Source organism: Roseovarius spongiae (assembly GCF_003651245.1).
GTDB classification, from domain to species: Bacteria; Pseudomonadota; Alphaproteobacteria; order Rhodobacterales; family Rhodobacteraceae; genus Roseovarius; species Roseovarius spongiae.
Map to the genome: position 1 here is coordinate 886,207 of NZ_RAPE01000001.1, position 22,076 is coordinate 908,282.

Annotated in this window: 18 protein-coding genes; 13 read left to right on the plus strand and 5 right to left on the minus strand. The window is 67.3% G+C overall.

From position 1 onward, the window contains the following. The first annotated feature begins 11 nt into the window (after window positions 1–11). Entirely contained in the window at window positions 12–815 is an 804-nt protein-coding gene (locus D6850_RS04300; protein ID WP_121164094.1) for an FAD binding domain-containing protein, read from the plus strand. A 67-nt stretch (window positions 816–882) separates the two neighbouring features. Here the strand turns inward: D6850_RS04300 and D6850_RS04305 are convergent, their stop codons facing one another. The 4 genes from D6850_RS04305 to D6850_RS04320 are packed head-to-tail and all read right to left on the minus strand — an operon-like array spanning window position 883 to window position 8,505. Continuing rightward, a complete protein-coding gene (locus D6850_RS04305) occupies window positions 883–2,196 on the minus strand; it encodes an aspartate aminotransferase family protein (protein WP_121164096.1) in 1,314 nt (437 codons plus the stop codon). 11 nt (window positions 2,197–2,207) lie between these two features. Continuing rightward, the gene (locus D6850_RS04310) at window positions 2,208–4,589 is read right to left on the minus strand and encodes a GcvT family protein (protein WP_121164098.1); all 2,382 of its coding nucleotides are present in this window, start codon (window positions 4,587–4,589) and stop codon (window positions 2,208–2,210) included. Beyond that, window positions 4,586–6,973: an FAD-dependent oxidoreductase gene (locus tag D6850_RS04315; RefSeq protein WP_121164100.1), complete on the minus strand. Its 2,388-nt coding sequence runs from the start codon at window positions 6,971–6,973 to the stop codon at window positions 4,586–4,588. Before D6850_RS04315 ends, D6850_RS04310 begins: the two co-directional genes overlap by 4 nt. After that, a complete protein-coding gene (locus tag D6850_RS04320) occupies window positions 6,973–8,505 on the minus strand; it encodes a trimethylamine methyltransferase family protein (protein WP_121164102.1) in 1,533 nt (510 codons plus the stop codon). Before D6850_RS04320 ends, D6850_RS04315 begins: the two co-directional genes overlap by 1 nt. 98 nt (window positions 8,506–8,603) lie before the next feature. On the opposite strand from D6850_RS04320, the gene D6850_RS04325 reads away from it, so the two are divergent. The 11 genes from D6850_RS04325 (at window position 8,604) to D6850_RS04370 (ending at window position 19,833) form a co-directional block, all read left to right on the plus strand. Then, on the plus strand, window positions 8,604–9,569 hold the full coding sequence (locus D6850_RS04325) for a LysR family transcriptional regulator (protein ID WP_121164104.1): 966 nt from the start codon (window positions 8,604–8,606) through the stop codon (window positions 9,567–9,569). 147 nt (window positions 9,570–9,716) lie between these two features. Continuing rightward, entirely contained in the window at window positions 9,717–11,450 is a 1,734-nt protein-coding gene (locus D6850_RS04330) for a type I secretion system permease/ATPase (protein WP_121165100.1), read from the plus strand. Then, window positions 11,447–12,748: an HlyD family type I secretion periplasmic adaptor subunit gene (locus tag D6850_RS04335; RefSeq protein WP_121164106.1), complete on the plus strand. Its 1,302-nt coding sequence runs from the start codon at window positions 11,447–11,449 to the stop codon at window positions 12,746–12,748. Before D6850_RS04330 ends, D6850_RS04335 begins: the two co-directional genes overlap by 4 nt. Before the next feature lie 95 nt (window positions 12,749–12,843). Beyond that, complete coding sequence (locus tag D6850_RS04340) at window positions 12,844–13,920, plus strand: coiled-coil domain-containing protein (protein WP_121165102.1); 1,077 nt, start codon at window positions 12,844–12,846, stop codon at window positions 13,918–13,920. Next, window positions 13,910–14,173 carry a hypothetical protein gene (locus tag D6850_RS04345; RefSeq protein ID WP_121164108.1) on the plus strand — a complete coding sequence of 88 codons (264 nt, stop codon included), beginning with the start codon at window positions 13,910–13,912 and terminating at the stop codon, window positions 14,171–14,173. Before D6850_RS04340 ends, D6850_RS04345 begins: the two co-directional genes overlap by 11 nt. A gap of 53 nt (window positions 14,174–14,226) precedes the next feature. Further along, window positions 14,227–14,502 carry a CopG family ribbon-helix-helix protein gene (locus D6850_RS04350; RefSeq protein ID WP_121164110.1) on the plus strand — a complete coding sequence of 92 codons (276 nt, stop codon included), beginning with the start codon at window positions 14,227–14,229 and terminating at the stop codon, window positions 14,500–14,502. Next, entirely contained in the window at window positions 14,499–14,777 is a 279-nt protein-coding gene (locus D6850_RS04355; RefSeq protein ID WP_121164112.1) for a type II toxin-antitoxin system RelE/ParE family toxin, read from the plus strand. Before D6850_RS04350 ends, D6850_RS04355 begins: the two co-directional genes overlap by 4 nt. Window position 14,778: 1 nt before the next feature. Next, window positions 14,779–15,897: a hypothetical protein gene (locus D6850_RS04360; protein WP_121164114.1), complete on the plus strand. Its 1,119-nt coding sequence runs from the start codon at window positions 14,779–14,781 to the stop codon at window positions 15,895–15,897. Window positions 15,898–15,962: 65 nt separating this feature from the next. Further along, window positions 15,963–17,897: an AAA family ATPase gene (locus D6850_RS04365; RefSeq protein WP_121164116.1), complete on the plus strand. Its 1,935-nt coding sequence runs from the start codon at window positions 15,963–15,965 to the stop codon at window positions 17,895–17,897. Beyond that, window positions 17,894–18,520 (plus strand): hypothetical protein, encoded by a 627-nt coding sequence (locus D6850_RS19225; protein ID WP_147438849.1) that lies wholly within the window; start codon window positions 17,894–17,896, stop codon window positions 18,518–18,520. Before D6850_RS04365 ends, D6850_RS19225 begins: the two co-directional genes overlap by 4 nt. Beyond that, complete coding sequence (locus tag D6850_RS04370) at window positions 18,517–19,833, plus strand: DUF6638 family protein (RefSeq protein WP_121164118.1); 1,317 nt, start codon at window positions 18,517–18,519, stop codon at window positions 19,831–19,833. The genes D6850_RS19225 and D6850_RS04370 overlap by 4 nt, the downstream gene beginning before the upstream one ends. Window positions 19,834–19,870: 37 nt before the next feature. On the opposite strand, the gene D6850_RS04375 is transcribed toward D6850_RS04370, so the two are convergent. Continuing rightward, a complete protein-coding gene (locus D6850_RS04375) occupies window positions 19,871–20,755 on the minus strand; it encodes a LysR substrate-binding domain-containing protein (RefSeq protein WP_121164120.1) in 885 nt (294 codons plus the stop codon). Window positions 20,756–20,876: 121 nt separating this feature from the next. Here D6850_RS04375 and D6850_RS04380 point away from each other — a divergent pair, with 121 nt between their 5' ends. After that, a complete protein-coding gene (locus D6850_RS04380) occupies window positions 20,877–22,064 on the plus strand; it encodes a 2-aminoethylphosphonate--pyruvate transaminase (protein WP_121164122.1) in 1,188 nt (395 codons plus the stop codon). Window positions 22,065–22,076 lie beyond the last annotated feature (12 nt).

The window sequence follows — 22,076 nt, forward strand, 5'->3', positions numbered from 1 at the left end:
AGGAATACGGCATGTACGAGACCAGGTATCACAAGCCCGCGACCATCGACGACGCGGCGGCGCTCTTGTCCGGCAATGACGAAGCGATGCTGCTGGCCGGCGGGCAGACCCTGCTGCCGACCATGAAGCAGCACCTCGCCGCGCCGGGCGACCTCGTGGATATTCGCGGGATCGACGGCATGGCGGGCATCCGCGCGGAGGGCGACACGCTTGTCATCGGGGCGGCGACGACCCATGCCGATGTGGCGCGGAGCGACGCGGTGCGCAAGCACTGTCCGGCGCTTGCCGAACTCGCCGAAGGGATCGGCGACGCGGCGGTGCGCAACATGGGCACCATCGGCGGTTCGCTCGCCAACAACGACCCGTCGGCCTGCTACCCGGCGGCGCTGCTGGCGCTGGGCGGCACGGTGGTGACCAACACGCGCGAGATCACGGCGGACGACTTCTTCGAAGGGCTGTTCACCACGGCGCTGGACGAGGGCGAGATCATCACCGCGGTGCGTTTCCCGGCCGTGAAGAAGGCCGCCTACGCCAAGTTCGCGCAGCCCGCTTCGCGCTTTGCGCTGGTGGCGGTCTTTGTCGCGGACGGTCCCGGCGGCGTGCGCGTGGCGGTGACCGGCGCGGGCGAGGACGGCGTTTTCCGCCACGAGGGGCTGGAGGCGGCGCTCTCAGGCGACTGGTCGGCGGCGGCGCTGGACGACGTGGAGATTTCCGAGGACGGCTTGATGTCGGATTTCCACGGATCGGCGGATTACCGGGCGAACCTGATCCGGGCCATGGCGAAACGCGCGGCCGAGGCGGCGAGCGCCCGCTGACAGACGGGCGCCGCGAGGCAACGAAACCGTTGAATTTTTTGGGGCTGAGAATTTTAGACGAAAATTCTCAGCCGGTCGCGTCCCCCAGCGCGGCGTCGAGCCCGTCCGCGACCGCGTCCACGTCGCGCATCGACAGGCAAAGCGGCGGCACCATGCGCAGCACGGATTGCGTGGGGCCTGATTTCGACATGATGAGCCCTTGCGCGCGGCACGCCTCGAACACTGCGGCGGTCGTCTCGCGGTCGGGTTCCTTCGAGTCGCGGTTCCTGACCATCTCGATCGCCATCATCAGTCCGGCGCCGCGCACGTCGCCGATCACCGCGTGGCGATCCTGAAGGTCGCGCAACCGCTCCAGCAGCGCCGCGCCCACCTCGCGCGCGTTCTGCTGCAACCTCTCGTCGTCGATCACCGCCAGCACCGCGCGCCCGGCCGCACAGCTGACCGGGTTGGCGCCGTAGGTGTGGAACATGAACTTGTCCTCCATCGGCTCGGCCACCTCCTTGCGCGCGACGACCGCGCCGATGGGAAAGCCGTTGCCCAGCCCCTTGGCCATCACCACGATGTCGGGGACGACGCCGTCCTTCTCGAAGGCCCAGAAATGATCGCCGGTGCGCCCGAAGCCCGATTGCACCTCGTCCGCGATGTAGAGCCCGCCGGCGGCGCGCACCCGCTCGGCCGCGCCGCTGAGGTAGCCCTCGGGCATCCCGACAATGCCGCCATAGCCCTGCACGCTTTCGATCAGCATGCCCGCAAGCCGGCCGGTGGTGGCGGTGGCGATCACGCGGGCGATCTCATCGAGGTAAGGCTGCGTGCCCGCCCCGAAAATGCCGCGATACTGGTTCGGTTCGGGAACGAACGCCACGTTGCCGGGCATCCCCGGATGCCGCCAGCCTGCGATCCCGGTGACCGACTGCGCCGCCGCCGTGGGCCCGTGATAGGCCGTGCGCAGCGCCAGCAGGTCGAGATTGCCGGTAAAGGTGCGCGCCATCGTCATGGCGAGGTCGATCGCCTCGGCCCCCGAATTGGTGAAATGCACCACCCACTCGTGCCGCTTCGGCATGGTCGCGGCCAGTTCCTCGGCGAGGTGCGCGGGCGTGGGGTGGTAGAACATCGTCGTGCAATGCGTCAGTTCGCGCGCCTGCGCCGTCGCCGCCTCGACCACGCGGGGATGGGCGTGCCCGACCGAGATGCACAGGTTCATGCCGAGCAGGTCGATATACCTGTTGTCCTCGTTGTCCCAGAGATACTGCCCCTCGCCCCGGCGAAAGACCAGCGGATCCCTGAAGGGCACGAACTTGCGCTGGCTGGCGGCGTAGTAATCGGCGCGGCGTTTCGCGGTGCCCTCGAGGCTCCAGTCGGTGTGCAGGGGATCGTGGGTCATGGGCGGGCTCCTCAGGCTTTCATGCGGATGTTGTCGGGATCATAGGGCGGGCGGGGCAGGATGCGGGCGGGGTAGGTCCAACCGAGGATCTGCACCTGCAGGTCTTCGCGGCGAATGGGCGGGCGCAGGTAGGCCAGCGCCAGCGCGGCGTCGGTGCGGTAGCCATGCGCGCCCGAGGTGACGATGCCCACTGGCGCGCCATCGTGCAGCACCGTGTGGGCGTGGAACGGATCGACATCGCCGCACTCCACCTCCAGCAGCGCCATTTCCCACGGGGCGTCGCGGCGGGGGATCGCGTCCTTGTCGCGCAGGAACGCGCCCAGCCCGGCTTCGAGCGGCGTGCGCTCGGTCGTGAGGTCGGCTCCCCAGGCGCGATAACCTTTCTCGAGCCGCATGGAATTCATCGCGTAGGCGCCGTAACAGCCGATGCCGTGGGGCCGCCCGGCAGCCTCGAGCGCCTCGAAGAGCGCGGCGGTCCGGTCGGCGGGCGCGTGCAGCTCCCAGCCGAGTTCACCGATATAGGACACGCGCAGCGCGCGCACGGGGACGCCCGCGACGGTGATCTCGCGCACCGAGAGCCACGGAAAGCCCGTCCCGAGGTCGGCGTCGGTCAGCGCGCCCAGCACGGCGCGCGATTTCGGACCCATTAGGCCGATCACGCCGGTCTCTTCGGTGACGTTGGCGATTTCCACGTCGAACCCGGCGGCGCGGGCGCGGAGCAGGTCGTCGTCCATCTCCTCTGCGGCTGCGGCGGAGGCGAGGCATGCGCGGGTCTCGGACAGCATCGCGACCGAGAATTCCGCCGCCACGCCGCCCTCCGGGCTGAGCGCATGGGTGAGGCCGATCCGCCCCGCCGCGGGCACGCGGTTGGCGCCCAACTGGCCGAGGAAGGCGCGCGCGTCCGGGCCGGTCACCTCGAACTTGGCGAAGACCGAAAGATCGGCGAGCGCCACGCGCGCGCGCGCCGCCTCGACCTCGCGCGCCACCGCGTCGAACCAGTTGGCGCGGCGGAAGGTCGGCTCGGCCACGTCGCCGGCATGGTCCGAGAACCAGTTGGGCCGCTCCCAGCCATAGGCCGCGCCCATCACCGCGCCGCGTTCGATCATCAGGTGATGGAGCGGCGTCAGCCGTTTGCCGCGCCCGGCGGGGCGTTCCTCGTGCGGATAGTGGACGCCGAATTGCAGGCCGAAACACTCGACCGCCTTCTCGATGCGATAGTCGCGGTCGGCCCAGGCGCCGAAGCGGCGCGGATCGACGGCGAGCGCATCCATCGGCGGCGCGCCATGCGTCATCCAGTGGGCGAGGAACCGGCCCGCGCCGCCGCCCTCCATCACCCCCATGCTTGACCCCGTCAGCAGCCATGCGTCGGGCAGCCCATGCGCCGGGCCGATCAGCGGATTGGCGTCGGGGGTGAAGGTGATCGGGCCGTTCACCACCGATTTCACCCCGCCATTGCCGACCGCGGGCACGCGGGCCATCGCCGCCTCGATGATGTGCTCAACACGATCGAGATCGGGCGGCATGAGCTCGGCTCCGAACGCGGCGGGCACGCCGTCGGGCGACCAGACCTGCGCGTCGCGCTCATAGGGGCCGAGGATCAGGCCATCGCGTTCCTGTCGCAGATACCAGCTTTCCTCGGGGTCGCGGATGATCGGCAGTTCGGGCAGCCCGGCATCCTGCCGCGCGGCGACCTCGGGGACCATGCCGGTCACAAGGTATTGATGCAGCACCGGGACCGAGGGCACGTTGACGCCCATCATCCGCCCCACTTCCCAGCCCCATGTTCCGGCGGCGTTGACCAAATGGCGCGCGGTGATCGCGCCCTTGGCCGTCTCCACGCGCCAGCCGGTCGCGGTGCGCTCGATCCGCTGCACCGGGTTGAACCGCTGGATCGTAGCGCCGCCCGCCTGCGCCACCCGCGCCATCGCCTGCGTGGCGAGCGTGGGGTCGACATGGCCGTCGTCGGGCTCATGGATGCCGCCGAGCAGGCCGTCGAGCGTGGCGAGCGGGTGCAGCTCCGCGATCCGCGCGGGCGTCAGCACCTCCAGCGGATAACCGGTGAAGGCCGACAGCCCCGCGACATGGGCGAATTCGTCCATCCGGTCGGGGTTGCGCGTCACCCGCATCGCGCCCGAGCGGTGAAAGCCGCAATCCTGCCCGGTCTCGGCGGGCAGGATGTCGCGGTAAAGCCGCACGGAGACAGCGCGCAGCTCCTGTATCGTCGGGCTGTGCGCGAAATGGGTGCAAAGCCCCGCCGCGTGCCAGGTCGAGCCATGCGTGAGGTCGTTCTTCTCGACCAGAACCACGTCTGACCAGCCCTCTTTCACAAGGTGATAGGCGAGCGAGACGCCCATCACCCCGCCGCCGACGATCACCACGCTTGCGTCGCTCATCCGCGCATCTCCTTGCCCTCTGGGTCATATGGCGCGCGCCGCAGGGCGGTGGCCGCGCGCCGCTCTCCGGCGACCTCCACCGCGAATGCGCGCGCGCAGGTCTGCGCCAATGTTTCGCCCGGCGCGGTATCGACCAGCGCGAAGGCCAGCGTGAGGCCGGTGCGCGCGCCGACCCCGCCCGAGGTGGTGAGACCGACGAGGCGGTCGCCCTCGAACACCGGTTCGTCATGCAACATCAGCGGGTTGCCCTCCATACGCAACAGGACCAGCCGCCGCGTCGCGCCGGCCTCGCGCTGCGCGGCAAGCGCCGCCTTGCCCTGGAAATCCTTGTTCCAGTCGATGGTGAAGCCCAGCCCCGCCTCCAGTGGCGTGATCTCGGGGCCAAGGTCGTGGCCCCATGCGCGAAAGCCTTTCTCGATGCGGCAGGATTCGAGCGCGTAATGGCCCATCGGCCGCCCGCCCGCGGCAAGGAGCGCGTCGAACACCGCGGGCGCGTCACGGGTCGCGACGGTGATCTCCCAGCCCAGCGCGCCGACGAAACTGACCCGCGTGGCGCGGCAGGGCGCGCCCGCGAGCGTCACCTCGGCGGCGTGGGCGAAGGCCATGTCGGGCCACTCCTCCGCCAGCCCGCGCAGCAGCGCGCGACTGCCCGCGCCCATGACGCCGATGACGCAGAACGCCTCGGTCCGGTCCTCCAGGGTGCAGCCGTTCGGCAGGTTGCGCCGCAGCCACGCCGCATCGCGCCAGCGGGTCGCCGCGCCGGAGGTGATGTCGAACACCTCTGCGCCGGCGCGCGTCACCGTCACGTCCATCTCGATCCCGCCGTGCGGGTTCAGCATCTGGCAATAGACGGCCCGCCCGGTCGCCACGTCCATCTGCGCCGTGGCCAGCGCATTCAGCCCGGCGAGCGCGCCGGGGCCGCTCATCCGCAGCTTGGTGAAGGGCGACAGGTCGAGGAGCGCCGTCCCCTGCGTCATCACCGCCGCCTCGCGCGCGGCGATGGGCTGCCAGGGCTGCGCGCCGGTGCTGTAGGGCAGGGCGCGCTCATCCGCGCTGCGCGCATACCACAGCCCGCGCTCCCAGCCGCCGGTCACGCCGAACACCGCGCCCGCCGCCGCCCAGCGGTCATGCAGGGCAGAGCAGCGCAGGCCGCGCCCCGCCACGGGTTGCTTATAGGGCCAGTGAAGCGCGAAGAGGTCGGCCACCGCCTCCTTCATGCGCTCGGCCATGTGCGCGGGCGCGGCGGCGCGCGGATCGGCGCGGGCCACGTCCACTTCCCAGAGGTCCGAAGGGGCCGCGCCATCCGCCGCCCAGTCGGCCAGCGCACGCCCGATCCCGGCCGAGGACATGACCCCGACCGAGTTCATCCCCGCCGCGACGAAAAGCCCGTCCACCTGCGGCGTCTCGCCCACATAGGGGCGCGTGTCGGCGGTGAAGCTCTCGGGGCCGTTCATGAAATGCTGGATGCCCGCGTCGGCAAGCGACGGCATGAGCGCGAGCGCCGCCTCCATGAAGGGCGCGAACTGGTCCCAGTCCTCGGCCATCTCGAGAAAGGCGCGGTCGCCCTCGGGCCCATGGGCGTCCCAGGGTTTCGCGTCCGGCTCGAACCCGCCGATGACCAGTTTACCCGCGTCGCCCTTGATGTAGATGCCGCGATCGAGGTCGCGGATCACCGGGAAGGGATCGGGCAGGTCATGGATCGGGGTGGTGACGACATACATGTGCTCGACCGCTTGCAGCGGCAGCGCGACGCCGGCTGTCGCGGCCAACTCGCGCGACCATGCGCCGGTGCAGAGGATCACGCGATCCGCTGCGATCTCGGTCCCGTCGGCGAGGGCCGCGCCGCGGATGCGGTCGCCGCGCGTCAGCAGGCGCTCGACCCGCGCGCCTTCGCGGATGGTCACGCCCGCGCTGCGCGCGGCGCGCGCGTAGGCCATGCAGAGATCGACCGGGTTGACGTTGCCGTCCTCCGGCACGAGCAGCGCGCCGACATGATCGCTTAGCGCAAGGCCCGGCACGGCCACTTCCTCTGCGCCGATCATGCGCGGGCGCATCCCCTGCGCGCGGCCCAGCGAACATATGCGCCGCAGCTCGTCCAGCCGCGCGGGCTCGCGCGCCAGCCAGTAGCCCCCCGTCCGGCGGTAGCCCGTGGCCATGCCGGTTTCCGCCTCGAGCCGCGGGAAGAGGTCGAGCGCGTGCGCGGCGAGCCGCGTCATGCCCGCCGTCGCGCGCAACGGGCCGACGATGCCCGCCGCGTGCCAGCTGGTCCCCGAGGTCAGCGTGTTGCGCTCAAGCAGCGTCACGCCCGAAGCGCCGCGCCGCCCGAGGTGGTAGGCCACGCTGAGGCCGATCGCGCCGCCGCCGATGATGAGCGTGGCGCCCATCAGAAATACGCCATGTCCGGCTGTTCCGCCTTGCGCCGTGCGATGTAGTCCTGCAACGCCGCGTCGATCGCGGGGTCGAGGCCGGGATCGGCATAACCCTCAAGCTGCGCCTTCCAGAGCGCGTTGGCCTGCGTCGCGGCGTCAAGCCCGCCCTCTGCCTCCCATTGCTCGAACGAATTGTCGTCCGGGGTGAGTGGGCGAAACAGCGCGTCCATGAAATTCGCCTGCGTGTGCTCGGAGCCGAGGAAATGCTGCCCCGGCCCGGTGGCGGCGATGGCGGCCATCGCCTGCGCGTTTTCGCTCAGGTCGATGCCGTCGAAGAACCGCGCCACCTTGCCGCAGAGGTCGTGATCCAGCATCGTCTTCTCGAAGCCCGTCACCAGCCCGCCCTCGAGCCAGCCGGTGGCGTGGTTGATGACGTTGGCGCCCGCGAACATCGACATGAGCAGCCCCCACGCCGCCTCCTGCTGGCTCTGCGCGTCGGGCAGCTTCGACGCCGAAAGCGTGCCGACCGTGTGCAGCGGCACGCCGAGCCGGCGGGCGAGCTGCCCCGCCGCCAGCACCATCAGCCCGGCCTCGGGCGTTCCGAAGGTGGGCGCGCCGGATTTCATCGACATGGTCGACGCGAAGCTGCCCATCAGGCAGGGCGCGCCGGGCGCGACAAGCTGCACGAGGCTGAGCGTCGCCAGCGCCTCGGCCAGCACCTGCGCGAGCGTGCCGGCGACCGTGCAGGGGCTCATCGCGCCGGTCAGCACCCAGGGCGTGCAGGCGACGGGCTGGCCGGCGCGGGCATAGGTCTTGAGCGCGCCGGACATGTGGCTGTCCATGACCAGCGGCGCGTTGGTGTTGGAGACGCAGTAAAGCACCGGGTTTTGCGCGACATACTCCGCCCCGAAGAGGATCCGCGCCATGTCGATCGCGTGGCCCGCGCGCTCGGCCCCGATGAAGGCGCCCATGAAGGCGCGATCGGACCAGCGGATATGGGCGTAGAGCATGTCGAGATGCCGCTTGTTGGCGGGCAGGTCCACCGGCTCGCACACGACGCCGCCGGAATGGTGCAGCCAGGGCAGCGTCTGGTGCAGCTTCACCAGCTGGACGAAATCCGCGTATTCCGCGTAGCGCCGCCCGCGATCCATGTCGCGCACGAAGGGCGGCCCCCAGGACGGGCAGAGCACCGTCGCGTCCCCGCCGATCTGGACCGAATTGGCCGGGTTGCGCGCGTGCTGCGTGAAGACGCGCGGCGCGGTCGCCTGGATGGTGCGGCGGCAGAAGCCGGGAGCAAAGCGCACGCGGGCGCCGTCCACGTCACAGCCGGCCCCGGCGAAGATCTCCAGGATCTCGGGATCGCCGTGGAACTCCATTCCCGTCTCGGCGAGGATGCGCTCGGCGTTTTCCTCGATGAGCGCAAGCCCGTCCTCGGCCAGCACGTTCATCGTGGCGAGCTTGCGCAGGATGAACGGCGCGCGCGGCGGCGGCGCTGCGCGTGTCGGCGTCTTGCGGCGGCGGGTGCGGCGTGCGGCGGCGCTTTCCATTGCGGTTTCCTCCCCGCGCGCAGTCTCGTCCCGGTATTGCGGGGAAGCAAATGAATCCGCATAGTATCGGCGACATTTATACTGAGGGATCAAAGCCGATGCGGCCCCAGCGCCAGTTCTCCCCCAGCCTGATCCGCGCGCTCGAGGTGCTGGTCGCCGTTGCCGAGGCCGGCCAGATGCGCGCGGGCGCGCGGCTACTGGGGTTGACCCAGCCTTCGGCCTCGCAGCATATCGCCAATCTCGAGGCGGCTTACGGCGTCACGCTGTTCGATCGCTCGATGCGCCCGACGCGGCTTACCCCGGCCGGGCGGCTGTTGCATCGGCAGGCGGTCAAGATACTGAATTCCCTATCGGATATGGAGGCGGCGATGCGCCATGTCGGGCCGCACCCGATCGGCATGCTGCGGGTGGGGTTGCAGGCCTCGGTCGCCACCACGCTGACGCCGGGCCTCGTGGCGATGGCGCGCGGCGCGTTCGGGGTCACGGACGTGACGCTGCACGCGGGCCAGAGCGGCGACCACGAACGCCTGCTGCGCACGAAACAGGCCGATCTCGCGCTCACCTCGAACCCGTTCTACGACCTCGACGGGCTCGAGCGCCATGACGTGCTGCGCGAACGGTTCCTGCTGGTGCTGCCGCCGGACCACGAGGGCCCCGATCATTCGCTCGAGGCGATCCAGGCCGATCTGCCGCTGGTGCGCTTTGCCGACAGCACGCATGTCGGGCGCCAGACGATGCAGCACCTGCGCCGCCTGCGTTTCGCCCCCTCCCGGATGATCGAGGTGGACCGCTCGAGCATGGTCACCGCCTGCGTGACCGAAGGGATGGGGTTCAGCCTGCTCACGCCCACGCTCCTGATCGACGGGCTGGTCGAGCATATGCGCCTGCGCATCCTGCCGCTGCCCGTCGCGGGCATGTCGCGCAGCCTGACGGTGGTGGCGCGCGAAGGGGAACTGGCCGGGCTGCCCGCCGCCTTCGCCGCGGAGGCGGGCCGCACGCTGCGTCGCCGCATCGGTGAGTTGATGGGCGACGCCGGCCTCTCGGCGTTGCTCGACGCGCGGTGAGCGCGGCGGTCACGAACCGTGGCGCTTAAGGCGAAATTAGTTGAATCGCGGCAAGTGTTCGGGGCATACCGCTAAAGTGGATTGTCGGGGCAGGGGCGCGGAATTGCGGCGCGCCGACGGGGCCGCCCGGCAGATGGGAGCGTGATCTTGGTAGAAACGCGATTCGAACGCGGTTACGCGGAAATGCGCGACGCGCGCACCAGGGCCCGCGGATTGTTCTGGTCGGTGGCGATCTTCAGCAGCTTCGTGAACCTGCTGATGCTGACCGGCCCGATCTTCATGCTCCAGGTCTATGACCGCGTGCTGGGCAGCCGGTCCGAGGAAACGCTGCTGTCGCTGGCGATCCTGATGGGGTTCCTGTTCTTCCTGATGGGGATTCTCGACTTTGCCCGTCGCCGGGTGCTGTCGCGAATCGCCGCGCGATTGCAGCACACGCTGGACGCGCGGGTCTTCCGGGCGGTGCTGCGCCGCGACGCGCGCGGGACCGGGCCGGCGGGGGCCAACAACACGCTGCGCGACCTGGAATCCGTGCAGCGGTTCGTCGGGTCGCCGGTTTTCGCCGCCATATTCGACGCGCCCTGGACGCCGGTCTTCCTGTTCGGGATCGCGCTTTTCCATCCCTGGCTTGGTATTCTCGCTGTCTGCGGCGGGGCGGTCCTGGTCTTCATCACGGTAATCAACCAGATCGTCACCCGCGCCCCCCAGCAGGAGGCGACCGCCGCCGCGTGGCGGGCCGACCAGATGTCCGAACAGCTGCGCGGCGAAGCCGAGATGGTGCAGGCGCTCGGACTTGAGCAGAACAGCCACGCGCGCTGGGAATTGCAACGCCGCCAGGCGCTGGAAACCGGCGTCAATCTCTCCGACTGGTCCGGCGGGCTGTCGATCACCTCCAAGACGTTCCGCCTGTTCCTGCAATCGGCGATGCTCGGTCTTGGCGCCTACCTGGTGTTGCAGCAGGAACTGACGCCGGGCGCGATGATCGCCGCGTCGATCCTGCTGGGCCGGGCGCTCGCGCCGATCGACATGGTGATCGGGCAATGGGCGATGATCCAGCGCGCGCACCGCGGCTGGCGCGCGGTGGCCGAACTCCTGGCGGAATTCCCCCCCGAGGAGCCGCGCACCCCGTTGCCGCGCCCCAAGGCGCACCTGACCTGCGCGCAGGTCACGGTGATCCCGCCGGGATCGCGCCAGCCGGTGCTGCAGGGCATCACCTTCGAGGTGCGGCCAGGCACGGCGATGGGCGTGATCGGCGCCAGCGGGTCGGGCAAGTCGAGCCTCGCGCGCGCCCTCACCGGCGTCTGGCCGGCGGTCAGCGGCAAGATCCGCATCGACGGCGCCGCGCTCGACCAGTACGAGGCCGGGGCGCTGGGGCGCTATATCGGCTACCTGCCGCAGCGGGTGCAGATGTTCGAGGGCACCATCGCCGAGAACATCGCCAAGATGAGCCTCGAGCCGGACGGCGAAAAGGTGGTGCGCGCCGCGCAGGCCGCCGCGGCGCACGACATGATCCTGCAACTGCCGGACGGCTACGACACGCGCGTCTCCGCCGGGGGCGGGACGCTCTCGGGCGGGCAGATGCAGCGGGTGGCGCTGGCGCGCGCGATCTATGACGACCCGGTGCTGCTGATCCTGGACGAGCCCAACTCGAACCTCGATTCAGTGGGCTCGAACGCGCTCAACGCCGCGATCCGGCAGATGAAGGCGGACGGCCGCTCGGTCCTCATCATGGCCCACCGCCCCGCGGCGATCCAGGAATGCGAAATGCTGCTGGTGCTCGAGGGCGGCAAGATCCGCAAATACGGCCCCCGCGACGAGGTGCTGGCCGAGGTGGTGCAGAATTTCGACAAGCTGAACCGCGTGATGAAGGAAGCCGCCGAATGAGCGACGATGCGTTTTCCTCGCGTTCCTCCCTGGTCATCGGGATGCTCGCGCTCCTTGTGCTGGTCGGCGGGCTCGGCGGCTGGGCGTTCTTCACGGAACTGTCGGGCGCAGTCATCGCGCCGGGCCAGATCGAGGTCGATCGCAATCGGCAGATCGTGCAGCACCCCGACGGCGGCGTCGTGGCCGAGATCGACGTCGACGAGGGCGACAGCGTGGAGAAGGGTGCGCTTCTGGTGCGGCTTGACGACACGCAGTTGAAGTCCGAACTGGCGATCGTGGAATCGCAGCTCTTCGAGATCATGGCGCGCCGCGCGCGGCTCGAGGCCGAGCGCGACGGGGCCGACGCGGTCGGCTTTGACGATTTCCTGGTCGAACAGGCGGCCGAGCGGCCCAAGGTGCAGGACGTCATGGACGGGCAGGCCCGGCTCTTCGCGGCGCGCGCCGAAACGCAGGAGCGCGAGCGCGAGCAACTCGAGAAACAGAAAAGCCAGCTCGCCAGCCAGATCGAGGGCATCGCCGCCCAGCAGGCCGCGCTCGAGGAGCAGGGCGGGCTTCTGCAGGTGGAGCTGGACAACCAGCAGGCGCTCCTGGCCAAGGGGCTGACGCAGGCCGCGCGGGTTCTGGAACTGCGGACCGACGCCACCGAGATCAGCGGATCGCTGGGCGAGCTGGCGGCGAGCCGCGCGCAAGCCGCATCCCGCATCACCGAGATCGAGATCGAGATACTCAAGCTCGGCACCTCTCGGCGCGAAGAGGCGATATCGCTCTTGCGGGACATGCAGCAGCGCGAACTGGAGCTTACCGAACGCCGCCGCGCCATTCTCGAGCAGATGAGCCGGCTCGACATCCGCGCGCCGGTCGCGGGCGTGGTCTATGACCTCAAGGTGTTCGCCTTGCGCTCGGTCATCCGGCCGGCCGATCCGGTGCTGTTCATCGTGCCGCAGGACCGTCCGCTGATCATCGCCGGGCGGATCGAGACGACCAATATCGACCAGGTCCATGTCGGCCAGGAGGTCACGCTGCGCTTTTCCGCCTTCGATGCGCGCACCACGCCGGAACTGATCGGCCACCTGACGCAGGTGTCCGCGGACGCCTTCACCGACGAGCGCACGCAGCAGAGCTTCTACCGGGTCGAGATCCATGTCGACGAGGGCGAATACGCGCGTCTGCCCGAGGGGCGCACGCTGGTCCCCGGCATGCCGGTCGAGGCGTTCATCCGCACGCAGGACCGCTCGCCCATCGCCTACCTGGTCAAGCCGGTCGCGGATTACTTCGCCAAGGCGTTCCGCGAAAGCTGAGCGCGCAATGCCGCGCCGGTCGGCTTTGCCGCTTTCACCGATGGGCGGCGCGGTCTATATTCCTGGCAATTGATTAAGGAATGTCGGAGGATCTTATGGCCAATCTCGATGCGCAGGTGCGTGAATCGCAGGAACAGGTAAGCGAGGCGCAGGCCCGCATCGCTGAACTGACCAGCCGGATCGAAACCGCCCGCACCAAGATCGAGGCGGGCGAGGACGCCACGCTCGACATCGAGAACGCCACGCTCGAGGAGGTTCATGCCCATACCGAGGTGATGAACGCCAACATCGCCGAACTGATCATGGGGCTCGATGACGTCACCGCCGCGTTCAGCCGCGACTTCGACGAGATGCGCTCCAAGACCGGCTGGGAGAGCTTCGTCGGCATCTTCTCCAAGGCCCGCTCGGACGCGATGCGCCAGGATCGGGTGCGCAGCGCCAGCATCGACGACAAGTTGCAGGATCTCATCTCCAAGTCCGACGTGATCGTGAAGCTGCTCGAAAGCCAGCTCGCCACGCTCGAGGAGCACAAGGTCAAGGTCGGCGACAACCTCAACGAGACGCTGGACGAGCGCGAAGCCACGGTCGGCGAGCTCGAGGATCTGCGCAAACAGATCAAGGCGATGGACCCCGAGATCATCCAGCTCGAGAACAAGATCGCCAACGAGACGGACGCGGCCAAGCGCACCAAGCTCGAGACCGAGCTCGCCGACATGAACGCGCGCTACAACGAGATGGTCCAGCAGGAGCAGGTCAAGCTCGCCAAGAGCCAGACGCTCGAGCGCTACATAGAGAAGGGCAAGACCTGGGTGGATTCGCTCCAGAACCAGGCGGCGACGCAGATGGTGCTCATCAACAAGCTGCAGACCGACACCAAGCAGCGCGTGGTTCTTTACGACGCGCTGACGAAATCGCTCAAGACCGCGCAGCAGCAGGACATCGCCCACCGCATCAATGAGATCGGCGTGCAGACCGACCAGGAGGCGCAGACCGCGATGGCGGGCATCGGCGCCGCCACCAACCAGAAGATGGCCGACATGCTCGAGGCGCACGAGGATCACATGGTGTTCGCGCGCGACGTGCTCGAGCAGAAGGCCAAGGCGGACGAGCGGTTCGCCCGCCGCTTTCAGGAGATCGTCGAGAAACACGACAAGAACCTCTATGGCGGCTGAGCCGCTCCTGTCACGGGCGGGGAAAGGGCAGTTGCTGTTCGCCGTCGCCATGCTTGGGGTCGCGATCGCACTCGCGGTCGGCGCACCGTGGTTCGGCAGCCTGAGCGGCGCGGCGCGCGGTGCCTTCATGGTTCTTGCGGTCGCGGGCACGGTGCAGTTCATCAGGGTCTGGAGCCGCGAATTGAACTGGATCATCCTTGTCCGCTGTTTCCTGCCCAGCCTGCGGGTCGGGACCGGCGCGGGCAAGGATTGACCGGGCATCGCGCCCGCCCTACATTGTAAGACAACGAAGGGAGATCATGCGCCATGACCACGACCCAATTCACCATGCGCCTCGATTCCGAGTTGAAAACCGCCATCGAGGATGAAGCCCGCAGGCAGGACCTCTCGGCATCGCAAATCGCGACGCGGGCAATCCGGTCGCATCTCGACGCGCAGGTCGCGCGGCGACAGATGATCGAGGAAGCCATAACCGAGGCTGACAAGGGCGTGTTAATCTCGGGCGAGGCGATGACGGCTTGGATTGAAAGCTGGGACACGGATAATGAATTGCCCGTGCCGACGCCAGATATCGGTGTATGAGGATTGTTTTCCTTCCTACCACTGCAGCGGATCTGTCTTGGTTCCGCACCTATTACGCCCGCGTCTTTCCCGAGGGGGCCGCGCGCGCGAAGCACCAGTTGCGGAACCTTTGCCATCTGTTGGAGGCAAACCCGTATGCAGGCCATCCCGGTCAGTTGGATGGCATCCGCGAGCTGCACATCCCGCGCACGCCGTTTACCTTGATCTATCGCGTCACCGCGCGCCACATCGAAGTGCTGCGGCTTTGGGACGAACGGCAGGGCAAGTTCGACTGAGATGATTGACACCCCCCAGGACCACATCGGCCTGACCGATCTTCGCGCTTCGCGCCGCTATTTCGCAAAGTTCGGGCGGATCACCGGGCACCTCGCGGCCGTCGCGGCGATGATGCAGGCCGAAGAAAGGCTTCGCCCGGAGGAGGCGGCGATCCTCACGGAATACGTGCAGGGGATCGCCTACAGTTTTCGCGCGCTCGGCCTCAAATACCTGCTCGTCGGGCGCGATCCGGGCCATCCTCTCGGCGCGCTCGAGATGGACGACCATGAAAGCGGCTTTCCCGTCTTCAACGAGATCCTCGTCATGGCCAACGACGCGCAACAGGCCGCGCGCCACCTTGCGGAGATGCCGGGGGCGGAAGAGCTCAAGGCCGCGATGGTCGAAGAGATCATCAGCGCGCGCACGGTCCCGACGCGCTTGCAGTTCACCCTGTCCCAGCGGCTCTATTACGAGGAATTGCAGCGTGGCCACCTGTTCTGGGCGCAGAACGATCCGCGCGTCCAGTGGCTGTCGGGCCTCAAGGAGCGGCGGCGCTACCTCGTCCATTGGGCGGTCTATGACAGCCAGGTAAACCTGCCGACGATCTACCTGTTGGAGATCGAGGACACCGGCCGCACCGCGCTGCCCAAGGACGGACGGCGCTGGCCCGAATTGCAGGCGCACTTGATGGGACAGGCGCTTGGCGGGCTGAAGCTGCTCACCATCGCGCGCGGGCTGGACGAGGCGTTCGACGACCTGCACCCCAAGCGCCTGCGCCGCCTTCACATCGGGCCGATGTATTCCCACGCCTTCACCCGCCAGAGCGGCCCGCTGCGCGACGTGCTGGCCGAGGCGCGCGCCCCCCAAGGGCAGGACTGGGCGCTGGCCTGGACCGACGAACTGCTCGAGAGCGAGCGCGTCACGACCGAGCGCGCCGGATGGTTCGGCAGCGTCGAGCGCGAGATCTTCGCGCTCGATCCGTTCTCAGGGCGCGGGGCCGAGACGGGGGCCACGCGGATGGAGCGCGGCATCGTCCTGCCCGAACGCCCCTACCAGGTGCTGGCCGAGAAGAACCCGCCGGGCTTTGCGAGCGTGATCAAGTACGTCGTGGGCGCGGGCGACAGGATTCTGCGATATTGAGGCCGGGACGCGGCTGGACGGCTTGGATTTGAGAATTTTGGAACATTGAAAGCAGGAACCGAGACATGAGCCTGACCGCCGACATGATGGAACTGCGCGAGAGCGACATAACCAAGCATTACGCCGCCGCCGCTTCCATGCTGGAGGGGTTCGATCACACGCCGCGGATCGGCAGCGCGGCAGAGCAGGCGCAGGCCGAACGCTCGCCCGGGATCGGCGCGCGGCGGCGGTTCCGCAGCACGACGCCGGGCCTCGTCACCCGCCCGACCGCGCGCGTTGAGGGGGTGCAGTTGATCCAACGGATCAAAGGCGCGGACGGGGACGACCCGCTTGTCTCTCCCTTGCAAGCGACGGTCATGCACGCGCTGCGCCGCGCGCTCGCCATCGCGATGGCGGTGGGGGAAACCTATGCCGAGGCCACCGGGCTGGCCGATCTGCGCCGCGCCAACCTCGCCGGATCGCTTCCGGAATCCCGCAAGACCGAGTTCGCCGAGCTTCTGAGCGCCGAGGCACTGGCGGTCGCCCATGTCTTCGGCAACGCCACCGCCTTCCTGCTCGCCCCGCATGGCAGCGAGGTGAGCGTCGATGTGGGCGAGGCCGAGGAGGTGCTGAGCGACAACGCGCCGCTTGCGCTGCACGGCGCGCTCTGGGAACTGGACCAGGCGATCGCCACCCACGCGAGCGATGATGCGCGCCTCGTCGCCACCGTGTCCGCGCAGGCCGGTGCGCTGATGGAAAAGGTGAGCCTGCGCGCGCAGAACGCCGGACGGCTCGCGCCCTTCACCGGGGCGAGCTGGCGGGTGGAGGCCGACGATTTCACGATCCAGGGCTTCACGCCCGCTTCGCGCGCGAAATCCACCACCCTCACCATGACGTTCAAAAAGCCGCATGAGGTGGTCGGCAACCATATCGCGAAATACCAGGCGCTGAAGCTGTCCAAGATGCTGATGGCCTATGATTTCGACCGCCGCCTCAACCCGTTCGCGGAACTGGGCGGGTTCATCTTCACCTTCATGGGTGACGGCAAGCCGGGGACGGGCAAGACGACGCTGATCCAGATGATGGCCGGGCTGATCGACGGCTATTGCCGCAACGCGGGCTACCCGTTCCGCTACCGGAACCTTTCGACCGAGAGCATCGACAGTTACCAGGGCAAGTCGGCGCAGAACGCCAAGGCGTTCATCCAGGAAATCGTGGATCCCGCCGTCATCGGCTTCGGCACCATCGACGATATCGACCAGCTTGCCGGCAAGCGAGGCGACCGGCAGTCATCCGCCGGGCAGCTCGAGATCACCGCCGTGCTGATGGAGAGCTTTGCCGGCGCCAACACCGTGGTGCGCGGCAACTGCACCTTCGGCATGTTCTCGAACTACCCCGAGAATGTCGACGACGCCCTGCGCCAACGCGCCGGGGCGCGCTTCCTGGTGGACGGGCCGGTGACGCGGGACGACTATATCGACATTCTTCATTTGCTGATGGGCCGGAACCACGACATCCCGCTCGGCGATCACGAGGCTTACGCCGCGCAGGAGATCGAAAAGGCCGTCGCCGACAGTTTCGAATCCCACATGAAGCCGCACGAGGACGGCCTGCTGCGCGTCTATGAGGAGGTCGATGCGAAGATCGGCCGGCTCGACACCATCGCGAAGCTCGGAACCTATCTCAAGGGCATCCAGGAGGCGGACGCGCGTTTCACGGGCCGCGCGATCAAGAACATCACCGACGCGGTCAAGGTCCGCGCGATGGATTTCGAGCTGCCCGATGAATGGATGGAAAAGCCTGACCTGTTTCTGTTTCAGGATTACGACACCAAGAAGGCCATGATCGAGGAATTGCGCCAGCCGATCACCGTCGACATGGTGATACAGGAGATCAACCGCTACGCGGATTCCGAGTTCCGCTATGCCGACAAGTCGGACGAGGCAGCGATCGAGGAGATGGTGCGCGAGTATGGCCGGACCGAGGAGGCGAAGAAGCGGTATCTGGAGGGGAAGGGGTGAGTGAAGCTGAGCTTACTATAGCAGCAATAGGAACACTCGCTAATTTACTTATCGCTGGTGCCGCCATAGCAGCGGCGATCGCAGCATTTATGGGGCTGGATACTTGGAAAAAAGAAAAGACTTGGCAACGAGACAATGAACTGAGCGAACAGCTATTGGAGCTGTTGTATCGACGAAAAGATGCAGTGACGGATATTCGAAGACCATGGTCAATTCAATCAGCCGCGACGCACGATGAAGACGGAAATGAAATCAACGATGCTAATTATGCTGCTTATTTGGGGACCGTAAATTATTATCAATCCAAGGTGGAAACGCTGACGACTATTCGTGCTGAAACCTATGCGCGCCAAATTCGGGCATCTATCGTATGGGGAGAAGAATTTGGTCTTCTAAATACAGAACTAAGACACCAGGAAGATACACTAATAGCAGCACTGAGGCGCTTTTTTCGCTCACAAAACCCGAGGGTAAGGCAAAAATTGACTGATGAAAAGTATAGCGAGATAGACGGCATTATATACGAAGGATTGGAGGAAGATGATATATATCGAAGAGATTATGAACGAATATTCACTTCTGTAGAAAATTATCTACGCAGCAAATTAGATTCGCCCAAATGAACCGCCTCATAAAATCCGGCCTGATGTTCGGCAACCTGATCCACATCGCGTCCCCCGCGCTGGTCGAACGCTACAACCGTGCGCTGAAGCACCTCACCGGAAAGACCACGAAACTCGCCGATTTCTACATCGACATCTCCGGCTTCTCCCCCGAGATCGGGCATGAATTGGGCGATCCGCTCTACCTCAACCAGCGGGGCGTGAACCGGCAGTTCATCCTTCTCACCACGCAACAGAAGACCGCGCCGCTTCTGGATGCGACGTTCTCGACCTCGCGCGGCATCCTGCGGCAGTTCATCGAGGCGAACGAGTCGGCGCTGTTCGCGCTCACCGCGCGCGACGCGGTGGCCGGCGAGCTGGTGAACTCGGTCTATGACGTCTCAGGCCCCGCGCGGCTGTTCGATATCCGCCGGATCACGGTCGAGGCGGACACGACAGGCGGCGCCGTGAAGCAGGCCGGGGAGTTGCGCAAGAAGACCGATCGTTTCCTGAACGCGCCGGACGCCTGGTATGACGACGTCCTCATCGCCGAGATGATCGAGCTCGCCGGCGAGACGGGCGACCTGATCCGCAATCCCGTCACCCTCGACGCCATGAGCTTTGAGCAGCGCAATTTCTGGACCGCGCATTTCGGTGGGACCTATCTGTTCCAGGAGGTGGAGCATCCCGCGCTCATCACCGCAGGGGACAAGGCGGCGTTCGATGCCGCGCCCATCAAGTACGTCTTCGACCTGAACGACCGGAACCGTATCGCGAAGTTCTTTGAATACAACGACCTGGTCGAACCGGTGGTCAAGGCGCGCGGCGTCGACGCCGCCGCGATCCTGCGCCAGAAGATGGACTTCATCCTCGTCGATGCGCTCGCCGGGGAGGGCGCGGCGCTCGAAGGCGCGACGCGGGCCGACATGCGCCGGCTTGCGCGGCGCAACGCAGAGCATCTGCCCGAGGAGTTTCACGCGCTGTCGGCGCTCGTCAACTGGACCCGCAATGACGGGCCTTGGCCGCGCATTTCCTCGGACGATCCGGCCTATTTCTACACGCTGCGCGCGACCGACACGCCGGATGCGGAACTGGTCAACATGCTGCTGAGCGAACTCAGTCGCAAGGATATCCGTCAGCTCTTCATCTGTCACAAACAGTTGTTCTACAACGAATACCGGGGCTGGCCCGACAACAAGCGCGCCTATGTGGTGGATTTCCTGACCCGCGAATACCAGGTCGACAAGGCGGGCGCGCGCGAGGCGCTGTTCGGCCACGAGCCGGACATGCAGCCCGAGCCCCCGCGCCGCCGCGTCGTGGGACCGTGGGGGTAGGGCGGCAGACCTCCCGGCCCCCGCTGGCGCCGCCAGTTCACGCGATTGTCGCCGCGCCGGATGTTGCGGGCGGGATGATATCCATGAAGCTGCGGATGATGCGCACGTCGCTGCGCTGGCGCAGGCAGATGAGCGATTCGCTCATCGCGATCTCCGCGCCCTTGACGGCGATCCGCGCCAGCCGGCTGTCATGGCCGAACTCCGCCTCCGAGACAAAGCCGACGCCCGCCCCGGCGGCGACCACCGCCTGCACCGCCTCGCGGCCCTCGACTTCGATCGCGGGCTCGAGCGCGACGCCCTGGCGCGCCGCCGCCTCCTCGAGCTTGTAGCGCGTGCGCGAGCCTGCCTCGCGGAAGACCAGCGGATAGCGCGCCAGCTGCGCCAGCGTCATCGTCTCCGGCAGGGAGGGGTAGCAGCGCCGCGCCGCGAAGGCGATGATCGGCGACGCGCCGAGATCGCGAATTTCCATGTCGGGGCCCGGATTGGTGCGCCCGACGACGCCGATCTCGGCGTCGTAGCTGCGCAGGGCCGCGACGATCTCCGAGGTGTTGCCTGTGCGGATGGAGATGAAGACGCCCGGATGCCGCTTTGCATAGGCCTCGAGCCGCCCGGTGAGGTGGAATGCGCTGTCGGCGATGATCCGCAGCCGCCCGTCAAGGGCCGCGCGATGCGACGACAGAACTTCGGCGATCTGGTCCTCGACCTCGAAGAACTTGCGCGTGCAGGCGAGCAGCTGCTCCCCCACGGGCGTGAGCGTCACCTGCTTGCGGTCGCGGTTGAAGAGCAGCACGTCGTTGTCGGTCTCGAGCTTGCGCACCTGTTCGGACACCGCCGGCTGAGTGAGCGACAGGGCGTCGGCCGCGCGGCTGAATCCGCCGCAGGTGGCGACATGGTGAAAGGCGCGGATCTGGCTGTATCTCATGAAACTGGCTCCCTTTGCGGGTATCTATAGGCATTACCTTTGGTCTTATTGCAATTAACAATTTTTCATATGCCCCGGCGCGGCCTAGAAGTGGCGTAATCCGCACAGCCGAGGACCCGCCATGACCGCTGCCGACACCCAGATCGTCCCGCCCGCGCTGGGCGAACCCTACCTGCTGACGCCCGGCCCCCTGACCACTTCGCGCGCCGTCAAGGACGCGATGCTGCGCGACTGGGGCAGTTGGGACGGCGATTTCCGCGCCATGACGCGGGCCATGCGCACCGGCCTGCTGGACCTGATCGGCCCCGGCGCCGACGCCTATGATTGCGTCCCCGTCCAGGGCTCGGGCTCTTATTGCGTGGAGGCGATGCTGGGCTCCTTCGTGCCGAAGGACGGCAAGGTGCTGGTGCTCGCCAACGGCGCCTACGGGCTGCGCGCGGCCAAGACGATGGAATACCTCGGCCGCGCCTTCCACCTTGTCGACAAGGGCGACTACCTGCCCCCGCGCGGCGACGAGGTGACCGAAATCCTGAAGGAAGACCCGGCCATCACCCATGTCCTCATCATCCATTGCGAGACGAGCTCGGGCATCCTCAACCCGGTCGAGGAACTGGCCGACGCCGCCCATGCCGCCGGCTGCAAGGTGCTGATCGACTCGATGTCCGCCTTCGGGGCGATCCCGCTCGAGGTCGAGCGGCTCAAATACGCCGCGATGGTGTCTTCCGCCAACAAGTGCATCGAGGGCGTGCCGGGCTTCGGCTTCGTCATCGCGCGGCGCGACGAACTGGAGGCGGCCAAGGGCAATTCCCATTCGCTCAGCCTCGATGTCCATGCGCAATGGGCGCATATGGAAAAGACCGGGCAGTGGCGCTTTACCCCGCCCACCCACGTGGTCGCCGCCTTCCTCACCGCGCTCGAGGCGCACGCCGCCGAGGGCGGCGTCGAGGGGCGCGGCGCGCGCTATGCGCGCAACCGCGACGTGATGGTGCAGGGAATGCGCGACCTCGGGTTCGAAACGCTGCTGGCCGAACGCTGGCTCAGCCCGATCATCGTCACCTTCTTCTGCCCCGCCGATCCGAAATTCGACTTTGACGCCTTCTACGAGGCGATGAAGGAGCGCGGCTTCATCATCTATCCCGGCAAGCTGACGGTCGTGGACAGTTTCCGTGTCGGCTGCATCGGGCAGATGGACGAACAGGTCATGCGCCAGGTCGTCGCCGCCGCCCGCGACACGCTGGCCGAAATGGGCGTGGCCAGCGCCGCGCCGCCCGCGGCCGCGCTCGAAGAACGCAAGAAACTCGCCGCCTGACATACGAAGGAC